Source organism: Pantoea sp. B9002, from assembly GCF_013385945.1.
Lineage (GTDB): Bacteria > Pseudomonadota > Gammaproteobacteria > Enterobacterales > Enterobacteriaceae > Pantoea.
The window spans coordinates 196,010-210,951 of sequence record NZ_JACAPA010000009.1 but is presented as its reverse complement, the minus strand read 5'-3'; the positions used below and the strand labels follow the sequence as shown (position 1 = coordinate 210,951).

13 protein-coding genes are annotated in these 14,942 nt (G+C 51.8%); 8 read left to right on the top strand and 5 right to left on the bottom strand.

Annotation, left to right across the window (positions count from 1 at the left end; translation table 11 throughout):
* Window positions 1-49 precede the first annotated feature (49 nt).
* The gene (locus HX773_RS06715; protein ID WP_176970920.1) at window positions 50-1,711 is read right to left on the bottom strand and encodes a methyl-accepting chemotaxis protein; all 1,662 of its coding nucleotides are present in this window, start codon (window positions 1,709-1,711) and stop codon (window positions 50-52) included.
* Window positions 1,712-1,825: 114 nt separating this feature from the next.
* On the opposite strand from HX773_RS06715, the gene HX773_RS06710 reads away from it, so the two are divergent.
* Window positions 1,826-2,275, top strand: a complete 450-nt coding sequence (locus HX773_RS06710; protein WP_176970919.1) for a DUF4385 domain-containing protein — start codon at window positions 1,826-1,828, stop codon at window positions 2,273-2,275.
* Here the strand turns inward: HX773_RS06710 and rimO are convergent.
* Window positions 2,272-3,597: a 30S ribosomal protein S12 methylthiotransferase RimO gene (gene rimO / locus HX773_RS06705; RefSeq protein WP_008102489.1), complete on the bottom strand. Its 1,326-nt coding sequence runs from the start codon at window positions 3,595-3,597 to the stop codon at window positions 2,272-2,274. The genes HX773_RS06710 and rimO overlap by 4 nt on opposite strands.
* A gap of 315 nt (window positions 3,598-3,912) precedes the next feature.
* Here rimO and HX773_RS06700 point away from each other — a divergent pair, with 315 nt between their 5' ends.
* From HX773_RS06700 to HX773_RS06690, 3 genes are all read left to right on the top strand, one after another.
* Complete coding sequence (locus HX773_RS06700; RefSeq protein ID WP_176970918.1) at window positions 3,913-4,548, top strand: carbonic anhydrase; 636 nt, start codon at window positions 3,913-3,915, stop codon at window positions 4,546-4,548.
* A gap of 118 nt (window positions 4,549-4,666) precedes the next feature.
* Window positions 4,667-5,323 (top strand): DUF3313 domain-containing protein, encoded by a 657-nt coding sequence (locus HX773_RS06695; RefSeq protein WP_176970917.1) that lies wholly within the window; start codon window positions 4,667-4,669, stop codon window positions 5,321-5,323.
* 104 nt (window positions 5,324-5,427) lie between these two features.
* The gene (locus HX773_RS06690; RefSeq protein WP_176970916.1) at window positions 5,428-6,561 is read left to right on the top strand and encodes a PQQ-dependent sugar dehydrogenase; all 1,134 of its coding nucleotides are present in this window, start codon (window positions 5,428-5,430) and stop codon (window positions 6,559-6,561) included.
* 1 nt (window position 6,562) lies between these two features.
* Here the strand turns inward: HX773_RS06690 and HX773_RS06685 are convergent, their stop codons facing one another.
* The gene (locus HX773_RS06685; RefSeq protein WP_176970915.1) at window positions 6,563-7,219 is read right to left on the bottom strand and encodes an HAD family phosphatase; all 657 of its coding nucleotides are present in this window, start codon (window positions 7,217-7,219) and stop codon (window positions 6,563-6,565) included.
* Between the two features lie 275 nt (window positions 7,220-7,494).
* Between HX773_RS06685 and HX773_RS06680 the strand changes: the two genes are divergently transcribed.
* Window positions 7,495-8,700 carry a serine hydrolase gene (locus tag HX773_RS06680; RefSeq protein ID WP_176970914.1) on the top strand — a complete coding sequence of 402 codons (1,206 nt, stop codon included), beginning with the start codon at window positions 7,495-7,497 and terminating at the stop codon, window positions 8,698-8,700.
* A 32-nt stretch (window positions 8,701-8,732) separates the two neighbouring features.
* Here the strand turns inward: HX773_RS06680 and ybjG are convergent, their stop codons facing one another.
* Window positions 8,733-9,338: an undecaprenyl-diphosphate phosphatase gene (gene ybjG, locus HX773_RS06675; RefSeq protein WP_176970913.1), complete on the bottom strand. Its 606-nt coding sequence runs from the start codon at window positions 9,336-9,338 to the stop codon at window positions 8,733-8,735.
* A gap of 227 nt (window positions 9,339-9,565) precedes the next feature.
* Complete coding sequence (locus HX773_RS06670; protein ID WP_176970912.1) at window positions 9,566-10,819, bottom strand: hypothetical protein; 1,254 nt, start codon at window positions 10,817-10,819, stop codon at window positions 9,566-9,568.
* A gap of 342 nt (window positions 10,820-11,161) precedes the next feature.
* Here HX773_RS06670 and HX773_RS06665 point away from each other — a divergent pair, with 342 nt between their 5' ends.
* The 3 genes from HX773_RS06665 to HX773_RS06655 are packed head-to-tail and all read left to right on the top strand — an operon-like array spanning window position 11,162 to window position 14,936.
* The gene (locus HX773_RS06665; RefSeq protein ID WP_176970911.1) at window positions 11,162-11,893 is read left to right on the top strand and encodes a hypothetical protein; all 732 of its coding nucleotides are present in this window, start codon (window positions 11,162-11,164) and stop codon (window positions 11,891-11,893) included.
* A 26-nt stretch (window positions 11,894-11,919) separates the two neighbouring features.
* Window positions 11,920-12,417 carry a CS1 type fimbrial major subunit gene (locus HX773_RS06660; RefSeq protein ID WP_176970910.1) on the top strand — a complete coding sequence of 166 codons (498 nt, stop codon included), beginning with the start codon at window positions 11,920-11,922 and terminating at the stop codon, window positions 12,415-12,417.
* A 53-nt stretch (window positions 12,418-12,470) separates the two neighbouring features.
* Window positions 12,471-14,936, top strand: coding sequence for a CS1-pili formation C-terminal domain-containing protein (locus HX773_RS06655; RefSeq protein ID WP_176970909.1), 2,466 nt, complete (start codon window positions 12,471-12,473; stop codon window positions 14,934-14,936).
* The last annotated feature ends 6 nt before the right edge of the window (window positions 14,937-14,942 follow it).

The following is a 14,942-nucleotide window of genomic DNA, read 5'->3' as shown; positions in this document are numbered from 1 at the left end:
TAGGGTCGCCATTCATGGCGACCTTTCCAATAACCGCACCATCCCGCCCTTAAAACGTTTCCCAATTGTCATTACTGTGCGCGGCGGCAGGCTGCGCGCGGGTTGGCGTCATCACCGGTTTCACCACTTTCGCCACCGGCGCAGCGGCCTGGCGCGTGCCGGTTTTGAAGCGGGCCACCGCAGAAGAGAGGCTGCTGGCCTGCTGCTCCAGCGACGCCGAGGCGTTAGCCGATTCCTGCACCAGCGTGGCGTTTTGCTGCGTTACGCGATCCATCTCGTTCACCGCCTGACCAATCTGGTCGATGCCGCGGCTCTGCTCATCGGACGCTGAAGCAATCTCGCCCATGATATCGGTGACGCGGGTAACGGCGCTGACGATCTCCTGCATGGTTTCACCGGCGCTGCTCACCTGTTGCGAACCGGTGTTGACACGCTGCACGGAATTCTCAATCAGCAGTTTGATCTCTTTCGCCGCCTGAGCGCTGCGCTGTGCCAGATTGCGCACTTCGCCTGCCACCACGGCAAAACCGCGTCCTTGTTCACCGGCGCGCGCCGCTTCTACTGCCGCGTTGAGCGCGAGGATGTTGGTCTGGAAAGCGATGCCATCAATCACGCTGGTGATATCGGCGATTTTCTTCGAGCTGTCGGCGATATCGCGCATGGTTTTCACCACGCCATCCACCACGTTGCCGCCTTTATCGGCGGTTTCCGAGGCGGTTTTCGCCAGCTGCGTGGCCTGACGCGCGTTATCGGCGTTCTGTTTCACCGTGGCGGTCAGCTGTTCCATGCTGGCGGCGGTCTCTTCCAGCGATGCCGCTTGTTGCTCGGTGCGTGAGGAGAGATCGTTGTTGCCGGTGGCAATCTCGCTGGCGCTACCAAAAATCGCATCCGCGCTATCACGCACATTGTTGATGGTGCTGAGCAGCGACTGCTGCATATGGTTGAGGCTGGCGGCAATCGACGCCATTTCACTGCGGCCTTCCACCTGCAAACGGGCGGAGAGATCGCCGTCGGCGAAGCGCTCCATCTGCTGCTGTACCTGCTTCATCGGCGCCAGCAGAATGCGCCGCACCAGAATCCACACCGCTACCAGCAACAGCACCACCACCACCGCCATCACGGCGACCAACACCAGCATATGCTGATAGGTGTTGTCATACTCCGCATTGCGCTCGGCCAGCAGCTGCACGTTGTGCTCGCGCCACTGTTTGTATGCCACTTCCAGATCGTCCTGCGCCTGCTGAGCATCAAGATTGCCATAGGCGGCGTAATCATTGGCTTTCAGGAACGCCGCCGACTGTTTCAGCAATTCAGCAAAGGCAGCAAACTTAGCGTCGACTACACTGGCTGAATCAGCGCTTTGTCCGGCAATGCGCGGCATGCTCTGGTAGAGATCGTAATGTTGCTTTGCTTCATCCAGTGACGCACCTGCGCTGATCAGCAGTTCGTTGATGGCGGCGACTGACGCCTCATCCGTCTGTTTTTTCAGGATACGAATGGCGACGCGGTTAATGATCACGCGCGTTTTCACCAGCGTTTGCCAGCCATCGGCCAGCTCACGCTGCTGATGTGACAGCTGATTGCTGGTGGTGAAATTATGCTGTCCGGTAATCAGTGATGATAAAAACAGCGAGCCGGAAATCGCCTGCATCGCGGTGAAAACCACCAATATCATCATGATGGCCGTCACAATTTTCATTCGTTTAAACATAGGTGCGTCTCTGAGGAAGTAGGCTGATATCCAGGTTATCGGTATAAAAGCAAATCGCTTAAGTGCCAGCAGGAAATAATTACGTCACGGGATGATGAGAGGCGGGAAAAACAGATGAAAGCGTTTAACTACGAGCAGGATTTCAAGCACATCGATTTTCGCCAGCAGCCAGAGCTGTATCAGGTGGGGCGCGGCGAGCAGGGCGTGCTGATGGTCGAACCTTACAAAAGTGAGATTCTGCCGCACTGGCGTTTTCGCACCGTCGAGCTGGCAAAAGAATCTTCACAACAAATTATGCAGCTGTTTGAGGCATATCGCGCGCAGGACGACTTTGTCGGCATGGACATGGCGCGTAAATATATTCAGATGGGTTATACGCGTGCGCGCCGCTACAGCAATCATCAGGGCGGGCGTAAATATGACGAGGCAGGCAACGAACTGCCGCGTACCACAGAAAAAGAAAAGGCCGCTGCGGCGGCCGTTTTTAAAGCGTGCTGGGATAAACTGCGCGCGGATACGGACTATCTGGCGCGCAAGCGTGCGCACCAGCAGAAGTATGGTTAAACGCGCGTGCCCCACAGATCGTATTCATCGGCGTGTTCAACTTTAACGCGAACCACGTCGCCGACTTTCACCTGACGATCGCCGTTCAGATAGACCGCGCCATCGATTTCCGGGGCGTCAGCCATGCTGCGGCCTACCGCGCCTTCTTCATCCACTTCATCAATCAGCACCAGTACTTCGCGGCCGATTTTCTCCTGCAGACGTTCGCTGGAGATCTTCTGCTGCAGCTGCATGAAGCGATCAAAACGATCCTGCTTCACGTCGTCCGGTACCTGATCCGGCAGCTGGTTAGCGGTCGCACCGTCTACCGGGCTGTACTGGAAGCAGCCAACGCGATCGAGGCGCGCTTCCTGCAGGAAGTCGAGCAGCATCTGGAAATCTTCTTCGGTTTCACCGGGGAAGCCGACGATAAAGGTTGAACGCAGCGTCAGCTCCGGACAGATTTCACGCCAGCGCTTAATGCGCTCCAGCGTACGCTCTACCGCGCCGGGACGCTTCATCAGCTTGAGGATGCGCGGGCTGGCGTGCTGCAGCGGAATATCGAGGTATGGCAGAATCTTGCCTTCGGCCATCAGCGGGATCACGTCATCCACATGCGGATAAGGATAAACGTAGTGCAGACGCACCCACACGCCGAGTTTGGCTAACTGCTCGCACAGGCTCACCATGCTAGTTTTCACCGGCGATCCGTTCCAGAAACCGGTGCGATGTTTGACATCCACGCCGTACGCGGAGGTGTCTTGTGAGATCACCAGCAGCTCTTTCACGCCCGCTTCGACAAGACGTTTGGCTTCGTCGAGCACCGAACCGATTGGGCGGCTATCAAGATCGCCACGCATCGATGGAATGATGCAGAAGGTACAGCGATGGTTGCAGCCTTCGGAAATTTTCAGGTAGGCGTAATGGCGCGGCGTCAGTTTGACACCTTGCTCTGGCACCAGGCTGAGGAACGGGTTGTGCTCCGGCTTAGGTACATAAGTGTGCACGTGCGACAGAACCTGCTCGTAGCTGTGCGGGCCGGTGATCTCCAGCACTTTAGGGTGCACTTCGCGGATCTGATCCACTTTGGCACCGAGGCAGCCGGTAACGATCACTTTGCCGTTCTCGTTCAGCGCTTCACCAATCGCTTCCAGAGATTCCTGTACGGCGCTGTCAATAAATCCACAGGTGTTAACGATGACGATCTCCGCATCATCGTAGCGTGGCACCACGTCATAGCCTTCAGTACGCAGCTCCGTCAGGATGCGTTCAGAGTCGACGAGGTTTTTCGGACAGCCGAGGGAGACGAACCCCACGCGCGGTGGATTTTTGACTTGGCTCATAAGGATAAAAATTCATCATAATTAGTGTGGATAGGGGGGCGATTGTACAGAGGTTGCAGAGGAAAATGTATAGGCTGTGTAAGAATCTCCTTATGGGGTAACCAATGCCTGATGATTGTGCTTAACTCTGTTGGCGGTGCGGCTCACTCGCTGGCGCAATGGCCCTCTGTGGCGATCCGAGTTGTGTAAGCTGGCGCCTTTTGCTTAAATGTTGGGTCGGTGAAGGTAAGTTATTCTCTTCACTGAAAATTCTAAATCGCACTCGTAGTGAATCCTCACTACCAGGGCAGAAGTGGATAATGTGAGAGCAGACAAATGCAAGAGATCGTCAAAGGTTTTCTGAATTTTCAACAGAATGTGTTCCCTGAAAGGAAGGATCTTTTCAAAAGTTTGGCATCCAACCAAAATCCCAAAGCCCTGTTTATCTCCTGCTCAGACAGCCGTCTGGTGCCCGAGTTGGTCACGCAGTCGGAGCCGGGTCAGCTGTTTGTGATCCGTAACGCCGGTAATATCGTGCCGCCGTTTGGTCCAGAGCCGGGCGGTGTGTCAGCAACCATCGAGTACGCGGTGGTGGCGCTGGGTGTGACAGAAATTATTATTTGTGGTCACTCTAACTGCGGTGCCATGAACGCGATTGCCTCCAACGCCGATCTGGAAACCATGCCAGCGGTTGATCACTGGCTGCATTACGCCAACGCCGCTAAAGCGGTAGTGGAAGAGCGTAATTACGATACCGTTGAAAAACGCCTCAATGAAATGGTGAAAGAGAACGTGATAGCGCAGCTGCACAATATCAAAACACACCCTTCCGTGGCGGTAGCGCTGCGTAAAGGCAAAGTGCGCCTGCACGGGTGGGTTTATGATATTGAGAGCGGTGGCATCATTGCCCTGACCAAAGGTGGCGACTCCTTTATTTCGCTGTCGGAAAATCCGGAAACCTGCTTCGAGTAATTTCCGCTAACCACCTGCATTGCAGGTGGTTTTTCCTCGCATTTCACGAATATTTCCCGCCACGTTTTTGACGACCTCCTACACTTGAGAAGCAATTACCTCTAATAAGGGCTTTCTCATGCGACTTCCCCTTTATGCTTCTGTTTTAACGCTGGCAATGCTGGCGGCGGGCTGTACCTCTCATGTGACTAATCAACAACAATATTCAGGATTTCTCGGCGATTACAGTGAGTTGAAGGCCACTGAGTCGCCGAGCGGTAAACCGACACTGCGCTGGATTTCACCCGATTATCACGATGCCGATTATAAAGGCGTGGTTTATACGCCGGTGGTCTACTATCCGGCAGCGCATCCAACGGCGCGTATCGATCAGCAAACATTGGATGCGATCCGCAGCTACACCGATACGCAGCTAAAGCACGCGATTTCCCAGCGTAAACCGCTGGTGACGCAAAAAGGCCCGCACACGCTGCTGGTGAAAACAGCCATCACCGCGGTTTCCGCCGAAAATGAAGGCGTGCAGTTCTATGAAGTGGTGCCGATTGCCGCTGTCGTCGCCAGCACCATGGCGGCGACTGGACACCGCACGCAAAACAGCGCGCTGTTCCTCGAAATGGAAGCGGTTGATGCGCAGACCGGCAAGCCGCTGATCAAAGTGGTGCGCAAGGCATTTGGTAAAAATCTGCCGAATAACAGCGCGCCCATCACGCTTAACGATCTGCGTCCGGGTATCGACGAGATGGTACGCGATGCGCTGGCCTTCCCCGCACAGTAAATTCCCGCCCGGCTGCGTGCCGGGCTTAATGTTTTGTAAATCCTGCACATCCTTTCTAACACGCTGACTACGCTTTACGGCAGACCGTGATAAAGGAGACTGCCATGCGTTTACTGCCTGCCGCGCTGCTGTTGGGCGCTTTAAGCTATTCCTATTCGACTCTCGCTGCCGATGTGCAGGTTCAGGTTTTACAGGACAAGCTCGACCATCCGTGGTCCGTGGCTTTTCTGCCGGACAATCAAACGCTGCTGATTACCGAACGCTCCGGCCAGCTGCGCAGCTGGCAGCCGGGAAAAGGGCTGTCACAGCCCATCAGCGGAGTGCCAAAGGTGTGGGCAAATCGTCAGGGAGGATTGCTGGATGTGGTACTGGCGCCGGATTTTGCCCAGAGTCGCCGCGTGTGGCTCAGCTATACCACCGCCGATAATAATGGACGTGCCGGTGGCGTGGTGGGCTATGGTCAGCTCAGCGACGACAACCGTGAGCTGCGTGATTTTAACGTGGTGCTGGAGCAAACGCCGAAGCTCTCCAGCGGGGCCAACATCGGCACGCGATTGGCCTTTGATCGGCAGGGTTTTCTCTACATCGCCTTCGGGGACAACTTTGCCAGCAGCAGCGCGCAACAGCTGGATAAGCTCTCCGGCAAAATCGTGCGTCTGACCAAAGACGGAGCAATACCGGCGGATAATCCGTTTGTTGATCGCAAGGGTGCACGTGCTGAGATTTGGTCTTACGGCATGCGCAATCCGCAGGGGTTGGCGCTGAATCCGTGGACGCAGCAAATGTGGGAGAGCGAGCACGGCCCGCGCGGCGGCGATGAGGTCAATATCCCCGAAAAAGGCAAAAATTACGGTTGGCCGCACGCCACTTACGGCATCGATTACAGCGGGCAGAAAGTGCCGGAAGCCAAGGGTACACACGTTGAGGGCACCGAACAGCCGCTGCACTTCTGGAAAGTGTCACCGGCGATCAGCGGCATGGCGTTTTACAACAGCGCGCGTTTCCCGCAATGGAAAAATTCGCTGTTTATTGGTGCACTAAAAGAAAAGAGCCTGATTCGTTTGCAGATCAACGGAGAAAAAGTGGTGGAAGAGCAGCGGCTGCTGGAAGATCGTGGCGAGCGTATTCGCGATGTGCGGCAAGGGCCGGATGGTTATCTGTATGTGTTGACCGACGATGCCAACGGCAAGCTGTTGAAAGTGGGGCTGACGGACGACGCCAGCACCCCACGCGGCTAATTTAGCGTACCCAGTTACACACTTCCCAACCGCGCTGCTGCGCTTCCTGCAACAGTAGCTGGTTGGGATTCACCACCCAAGCGTGATCGGCATGACTTAGCAACGGCAGATCGTTCATGGAGTCACTGTAAGCCCAGGTACGTTCAAAGCGTTGATCCTGCTGTAACGCTTTCCAGTCGCTGAGTCGTGTCACTTTGCCTTCGCGATAAGTCATGGTGCCGTAGGTTTGGCCGCTGTAGCGTTCATCGACCACTTCCACGCCAATCGCTAACGCGCCGTGCACGCCAAGACGCTCGGCAATTGGCACCGCCAGATGATCGCCGCTGGCGGTAATGATCATCACCGTGTCGCCGCGCTGCTGGTGCCACTCAATACGTTCTCGCGCGGCGGGAAAGACGCGCGGCATGATGTCGCGATGGATAAAGCGTCGCACCCAACCTTCGACCGTCAGGGTTGCCATGCCGGCTAACGGTGCCAGCGTGGTGTTCATATACTCTTCAATCGATAGCGTTCCGCTGTGATATTTTTCCATCAGGCTTTGCTCCTGACGGATGATGTCTTCCGGGGCAAATCCCTGTGAAACCAACCAGCGCAGCCACAGGCTGGTGCTGTCTTCACAAATCAGGGTTTCGTCCAGATCGAAAATGGCTAAGTCCATCGTGGCTCTCCTCAGGCAAACTGAATTCAGGTTAGCGGAAATTTGTGACTGGCTTAACCGTTCTGCGAAAAATCGGAATTACACGCAAATTTTTTCGCGAGTCAGATGGGCAAAAGTGGCGGCGCTGCACGCTTGGTGCCAGGGTTACTCTAATAAACTCTATAAAACTTTACGATTGGACGGTTTTTTTCGCTGGCCTGAACCGTTAGCGTGGGGCGAGACATGTCTTGCCTGCAAGAAAATCGAGATTTAACAAGGACAATCTGGTCACGCTCATGAGAAAAAACACCTTCGCTTCTGTCTGGCGGCCGCTGGCTGCGTCTTCACTTCTATTACTCTTCATCCCCGCAGCCACCATGGCTGAACAGGCACCGGCGGCACCACAAATTGACGCCAAAGCCTGGATTTTAATGGATTACAACAGCGGCAAAGTGCTGGCGGAATCCAATGCCGATCAGCGCCTCGATCCCGCCAGTTTGACCAAAATGATGACCAGCTACGTGGTCGGCCAGGCGCTGAAATCGGGCAAGATTACCAACGATGACATGGTCACCATCGGCCAGGATGCGTGGGCAACCGGCAATCCCAAGCTGCGCGGTTCATCGCTGATGTTCCTCAAGCCCGGCGATCGCATTCCGGTCTCTGAACTGAATAAAGGTGTGGTGATTCAATCCGGCAACGATGCCTGCATCGCGCTGGCTGATTATGTCGCGGGCAGCCAGGATTCGTTTATCGGGTTGATGAACAACTACGTTAAAGCCTTTGGCCTGCAAAACACCCACTTTATGACGGTGCACGGCCTGGATGCGGAAGGGCAGTACAGCACCGCACGTGACATGGCGATTATCGGCCAGCGCCTGATCAGCGATGTGCCGGAAGAGTACGCGCTTAATAGCGAAAAAGAGTTTACCTTCAACAAGATCAAGCAGATGAACCGTAACCGTCTGCTGTGGAGCACCAATCTGAAGGTGGATGGCATTAAAACCGGTCACACCTCCGGCGCGGGCAACAATCTGGTGGCCTCGGCAACCGAAGGGGATATGCGCCTGATTTCCGTGGTGCTGGGCGCCGCAACCGATGCCACGCGTTTCCGCGAAAGTGAGAAGCTGCTGACGTGGGGCTTCCGCTTCTATGAAACCGTGACGCCGATTAAGGCCGACAAACCGTTTGCGCAGCAGCGCGTATGGTTTGGCGATCATAGCCAGGTCAATCTTGGCGTAGCCAAAGACGCCGCGATCACCGTGCCGAAAGGGCAGATGAAAAACCTCAAGGCCAGCTTTACCCTGAACTCACCGCAGCTGGAAGCGCCGCTGGAGAAGAATCAGGTGGTGGGAACCATTGATTTCCAGTTGGATGGCAAAACCATTGAACAACGTCCGCTGGTGGCGATGGAAGCGGTGCCGGAAGGCGGCTTTGTTGGCCGCATTTGGGATTTCATTATGATGAAATTCCACGGCTGGTTCGGGAAGTGGTTTAGCTAATTGTAAGGTCGCCATTATGGCGACCTCATCTATTACTCGCGAATCCAACCTTTCTTAATCGGCATGGCGAAAAGCGCGCGATAGACCTGATGCGTAAACGCCAGCATCCGCTCGCCATACAGCTGCCACGCCATGTGCGACGCCAGACACGCCAGCAAACCGACCAAAAATCCGCCCAGCATATCCATTGGCCAGTGCACGCCAAGGTAGACGCGTGACCAGGCGATGGCGCTGCCTATCACCAATAACAGCACACCCGACCACAGGCGATGCCAGAAGATAAATGCCAGCGCAAAGGTGAAAATGGTGGTGCCGTGATCGCTCGGATAAGAATCGTCAGGTCGGTGTGACAGGAACTGATGGCCAAAACCAATCGCGAACGGACGCGGATGCGGCAGCAGCTGGCCAACGCACCACGAAATGCTCAGCGCATACAGCAGCGCCATGCCGGTTTTTAGCACCAGCTCGCGTTGAGACTGCACCTGATCGCGCGGTCCCCACAGCCACAGCGCCACAATCAGCAGCGGCACGATGGCAATCACATCTTTGGCGATAAAGGTCGCCAGGCTGATCAGCCATTGCGGTGAATCCTCTGTGGCGTTGATCCATAAAAAGAGCGTGTGGTTCAGTGCTTCCATCACGATTCCTTGTCCTCGTCTTGTTTACCCAAAAAACTGCAGCGCAAAATTGTCTGCAAAATAAGCGTGATAGCTTAAAAGCCGCGCGCCTATGCGTACATAGTCGCGCTCTTAATCTTATCGCGGGTTGTTGGAGTGTTTAACTTTGATGAAAGTTGCATGAGGATTTGCGGGTGCGAAGGGGGCGAAAAAATGACGCCCACCTCAAAAGATAAAAAGTGTGAAGGCTAGGGTGAGTTAATCTCGGCATCAAATATCAGCGTAGCGCTTCCGCGCCAAGTGCTGCCGGGATAATTACCCATGCGCAAACTTTCGACCTGATTGACACTAAACTTTACTGTCGATAAAAAGGCGTTAATGTATGATCTCGGTTCAAAAACATAATCGGGAGTATGTATTGAACGAACATATATCGGCCAATTGGTAATATCTTCACCACTAACACGTTCAATAACAAAGGGTATTGTTATTGTTGTATCAACTTGCACGAGGGTATCGTCACCTTCCCTTTGCATAGCACAACTGTTGAGCACTTTATGCTGGCATTCGAGATAAACGCTGAATGGCGCTGAAGCTGTGGTTCTAAAAGAACCAGTACCCTCAAGCCTAAATTGTGTTGCGCCGCCTGAAGTCCAATCCTGCCAGCCACCAGGTGGAATCATAGGTACTTTTTCGGAACCGACCATTTCAAATTTTAATTCATGTTCGATCTGAGCTTCAATTTTAATTTCCAGTATATTATCAGAGTAATCCCCCGCTCCTAAATCAATCTGTTGTCCGTTTCCTACGGAGTAACTAACGGATCCCTTAAATGTTCCATTAGGCATATTCATCGGGGAACTGCTTTTCATCTCATAACCGACAGAAATATCACTAATCTTGAAATCTGTATAATTCATATTAACTACGTTTCTATAGCAAGAGGCAGGCAAGGAGCTATGGTTCCATGCAAATCGAAAGTAACTGTTTGCAATTCCTGCTCCTATCGTGCCACCGCACCCACCTTGAGGGTAACCGCCAGCTGAATTAAAATCAGCAGTAACAAAACCGCCTCCGGAGCGTGAGAAGCGTTGACCGATCAGCATTAAGCGAAATTGGACGGTAATTGACTGGCCAGTTTCATCATCAGTTAATGATATAGTTTTCCAGTTCGCATCTAATTTCTGAAAAACACGTTCATTATTATTATTACTTCCAGCGATAAGGGAACGATTATTGACATTCAGATTGGTGGCAATTGAAAAAACACCCTCTCCACAAAACCTCTGATAATCCAGGCAAAAGCCCGCAACAGGTGTGGTGTTTTCGAACTTATCGACTCGAGGATTGGCTGCTGAGGGGCGAAATTCAGCAGTTACATTTAATGTTTCTGCGCGAACTGATGTTGAAAAAAATAAAAATGAACTCAAAAACAAAATAGCCCCATAAAAAACAGACCTTAATAAGGTGTGCGGGAAGTTTTTACTGGATTTGATTTTCACCGGCAGTTCCAAAGTAAGTGATAAATGAAGGCGTGATAAGTTTAAACAACCTCCATCATCATGATGAATGATGTTTTCTACAGGCAATCTTATCTTAATAAGACCTCGAGGGAAAACGAGAGCACTCTCAAAATGTAAGATATATATCAGAATTTAATGCACATTATATTCAAGATGTTCATTCATGGTTTGAAGGTTGAGAGGTTTTTTGTCTTATTGTCTTGCTTTGAGAGTGCTCTCATAGAGTGAATTGAAAAGGTTTTGGCATATTACTCCCATCAAATAAGTGCTGCCTAACAAGGACAACAGTTTACCGGTGGCACTCATTCCAATGAGGTTACTATGTTTAAAGTTATTCTTGCCTTAGCACTGGCGGGAGCAAGTTTGCACGCTGCTGCTATCCCTAAAATTACGGTGGGTTCGATGTATGATTTTATTGAAAGCGATAAGAGTACATTGCTAAAAAGAATTCGTAATAGTGGTGATGACACCGGTTATGTCCGAGTTGATGTAAGTGAAGTGACTTACCTGCCGAACGGCGGAAAGTCAGAGAAAAAAATCGATGCTACAGCGGCGGCAAGTGGAAAAGTTGATGGATTAATCTTTACACCATCCCGCATGATTATCCCGGCAAATGGCATGCAAACTGGAAGGTTAGTGGTTGTAGGAAAAAGAGATAAAGAGCGTTATTACCGCGTTCGATATATTCCTGTCATGCCAAAGGACCAATATGAGTTCGGTCAGTCAAAAAAACAGTATGATGAATATAAAAAAACACTCAATGCAGGCGTTAGCATTCTAACCGGTTACGGCGCAATGGTAATAGTACGACCTGAAAATGCCGCATTTAATACGGATATTACGCAGCGTGATGATAAAATTATTATCACCAATAAAGGTAACAGCAGTATCAAACTTGAAGGCATCAAATTGTGTCAGGGGGTAAAATGTGGCGATGCATCGTCAGTTATTCTCATGCCAGGTAAGCAACATAATTTGAAGCAAGAAAGTCAAAAAAATTGGCAATTTACTTTGCTGGAAGGTAGTAAAAAAACACCGAAGAAATTCGGATAATCTCCTTTTTAAAATGAGTTAACACCATGAAAATTTTTTATAAATCTTTAATTGCTAGTCTGGTCGCTGTAAGTTCACTGGCCGTTGCTGTAGACAAGCAACAAGAGCTAACTTTTGAATTAGAAGCCACTATCCCATCAGAACGTTCATACGTTAAATTTTCTGACCCTGTTTTCGGTTCAACTAAGCAGGAAATGGTTTGGGATGAAGATGCTAATATTCTGAATAATGTCTCAACTAATCTTCAGGCGCGAAACACTGAAGGAAAAATTAGCGCACACCTTCTAAGTGCTGCAGTATTAGAACATGAAGATACGCCTGCGAATAATATACCATTGACTGTCCGGATTGGTACTACGGATCTTCGTGTTGGGCCAATGAATCCTTCCGATATACTTACAGCAGCCAATGCTGCTGATGAAAAAACATTGCCATTAGTGGTGAGTCCTACTGGCTCTCCATCTTATGAGGGTGGTAGCTACGCCGGCGAAGTTACCATGGTTTTTGATCACGAAATCCCTTAATGACTTCTGATAACAAGGACGCACACTGCGTCCTTTTTTTAGCGGATAAACTCATGTTGTTACTTAATAAAAAACCTCTGGCTATCGCCGTGGCGCTATTTATGCTGCCATTGTCGGTATCTGCGGTGCCCATGGAAGACCTGGTGACTCAGGCAGACAATCTGCCGGAAGATTTCAGTGCACACTTCTTTGATGCACCGCTGTTGACGAAAGTCGAGCTGGATGGTGAATATTTAGGTGACGCCATGATTTTATTATCTCGTGTCAAAACCGTTCAATTAGTAAAGTTCACCGAATTTTCCGAAAGTAAATTACCCGCTGCCGCACGTAGTCGCTGGAGTAATATATTTAATAATGCATTTCCTCTCGGTAAATGTGAGCAAGAGTGTGCAGAAGGGTTAATTAGCCTGCATTACAGCCTGGCCAATACCACGTTATATATCAGCACCTCAGCGGCAAAAGAGGAAAAAGGCAAAGTGAAGCATATTGCCTTGCCTGAACAAGGCAGCAGTGGATTGATATTACGCAACCAACTTAACCTGATTGGCGGTGAACAGCAGCCTTGGTCGGGGTATCAAGGGTTGCAGTTGGAAGGCAGCATTGGCAAATGGACCGCGCAAGCCAGTAGCCAGCTCAGTCGCAGTGACATTGAAAACAGTAAAACCGATGCACGTGTAAGTTCACTCTTTTTACAGCGTGAATTGCCCGGCACAGCGGTACGTGCTGGGTTATTTATGCCGGATTCTCAAGGGATCCTGCGACAACCGGTGATGCCTGGCCGCAGCAGTGTGAATACCGTCGCAGGTGTGATGGTAGGCAGTTCCGACACCTTATTGGAAAGCCAGGCGCAGGCTAGTCTTTATCCCGTTTATGTCACCGCCAACCGTGATTCGATTGCTGAAATCTATCGTGATGGCGTGCTGATCAACAGCCAACCTGTGCAGACGGGGATGCAGCAACTGGATACCACTGTTTTGCCCGGCGGCATTTACGGCGTTGAAGTGCGGCTGGTCGAAGATGGCCGTGAAATCAGCCGTACGGAAGAGACCATCTATAAACCCACCAGCTGGCGCAATCCCGATCGTCGCTGGCAGTACAATCTTTATGGCGGTGTAGAGAAGCAACTCGGTAATAACCGCTATAACCAGGCGGATGGCGATGCGGCCTTTGGTATCAGCACCAATTATCTGTTGCATCCAAAGGTGATTGTGGGCGGCGCAGCGCAACGTAATGCCGGCAGCAATCAGTTGGGTGTTTCAACTGATATCCAATCCAGCCAGAGCACGCGTTTGTACGGTAGCGCGGGTGTCAGTGACCAATGGGGTTCACGTTTTGATAGCCAGTTCAGCTGGCAGGTCCAACCGCAGACTAGTTTGCTGCTGAACCACAGTCAGAGCTGGTATCAGGATGAGAGCAGTCGCTGCTCGGTGAATACGTGCAAGACTAACAAACAGCACAACAGCGGAGCGACGGTTAATCATCGTCTGGGGAACGGTGATTCACTGTCATTGCGTGGAACACACTACAGCCGTGAGAATGGCGTGGGCGTTGATGCAAACTGGCGCACGCGTTTTTCCGTGAAAGATACGCCGGTCTCGCTCACGTTGAACGCCTTTGATCGTCCTTATAGTCAGAACGGCGCATCACGCAACCGAGGTGCCAATCTCAATCTGTCCTTCTCACTCGGTGAGAATAAACGCAACGTGACGGCTTCCTTAGGCAGCCGTAATGACAATCGCGGCGGACGTGAAATGTTTGCTTCAGCAGGCGTGGTGCAATCATTCGAAAATGGCCCAATCGAGCGCCTTTCCGCTGGGGTAACCGGCGATCAATATGGTCTCGGTGGCAATCTTTATAGCGACTTCAAGCACCGTTATGCCAGCGGTTCGGTGTATGCCCAGCAATCCAGCGCATCACAATCGTTGAGTGGCGGCATCAATATGAACAACACGCTGGCGATTGGCGGTGGAAAAGTGTCGGCCAGCCACAGCCCGGAGAGCTGGGCAAGTCATACCGGCATGATTATTGATGTCGAAAGTGACGATCCTAATGTCAGATTAAAAGCCTGGGATAGTAATGGCACCAGCAGCACGCTGCGCGCGGGACGCAATTTTGTGCCGGTGAATGCGTGGAAGTCTGGGCAACTGCAAATTGATTTTGTCGGCAATGATGGTCCGGCGCTGAAAATCTGGCCCGCAGAGCTGCCTTATCACTTAAATAAAGGCGGCGTGGCGTCTGGCAAAGTACGCGTGATGAAAACCGTTACGGTGATTGGGCGTGTTATCGACCACAAAGGCGAGCCGATGTCTGGCGCAAAACTGGTCAATCATGCGGGACATGGCATCGCGGAAAGTGACGGATTCTTCGTTACCGATATGCATGAACATACGCCTGAATTGACGATTCATTCGCGTGAAGGCCAGCAATGCAAAGTCATGCTGGATACGGCGAACGCGAAACGCGAAAACAGCACGTTGATGGTGGGCGATCTTGCTTGCCGCCCAAATGACCAGAGTTAACAGGGA

Coding starts and splice junctions, on each gene's coding strand:
- HX773_RS06695 (WP_176970917.1), top strand. CDS start 4,667: ATGCGACTTCCCCTTTATGCTTCTGTTTTAACGCTGGCAATGCTGGCG.
- rimO (WP_008102489.1), bottom strand. CDS start 3,597: ATGAGCCAAGTCAAAAATCCACCGCGCGTGGGGTTCGTCTCCCTCGGC.
- HX773_RS06700 (WP_176970918.1), top strand. CDS start 3,913: ATGCAAGAGATCGTCAAAGGTTTTCTGAATTTTCAACAGAATGTGTTC.
- HX773_RS06680 (WP_176970914.1), top strand. CDS start 7,495: ATGAGAAAAAACACCTTCGCTTCTGTCTGGCGGCCGCTGGCTGCGTCT.
- HX773_RS06660 (WP_176970910.1), top strand. CDS start 11,920: ATGAAAATTTTTTATAAATCTTTAATTGCTAGTCTGGTCGCTGTAAGT.
- HX773_RS06690 (WP_176970916.1), top strand. CDS start 5,428: ATGCGTTTACTGCCTGCCGCGCTGCTGTTGGGCGCTTTAAGCTATTCC.
- HX773_RS06655 (WP_176970909.1), top strand. CDS start 12,471: ATGTTGTTACTTAATAAAAAACCTCTGGCTATCGCCGTGGCGCTATTT.
- HX773_RS06715 (WP_176970920.1), bottom strand. CDS start 1,711: ATGTTTAAACGAATGAAAATTGTGACGGCCATCATGATGATATTGGTG.
- HX773_RS06685 (WP_176970915.1), bottom strand. CDS start 7,219: ATGGACTTAGCCATTTTCGATCTGGACGAAACCCTGATTTGTGAAGAC.
- HX773_RS06710 (WP_176970919.1), top strand. CDS start 1,826: ATGAAAGCGTTTAACTACGAGCAGGATTTCAAGCACATCGATTTTCGC.
- ybjG (WP_176970913.1), bottom strand. CDS start 9,338: ATGGAAGCACTGAACCACACGCTCTTTTTATGGATCAACGCCACAGAG.
- HX773_RS06665 (WP_176970911.1), top strand. CDS start 11,162: ATGTTTAAAGTTATTCTTGCCTTAGCACTGGCGGGAGCAAGTTTGCAC.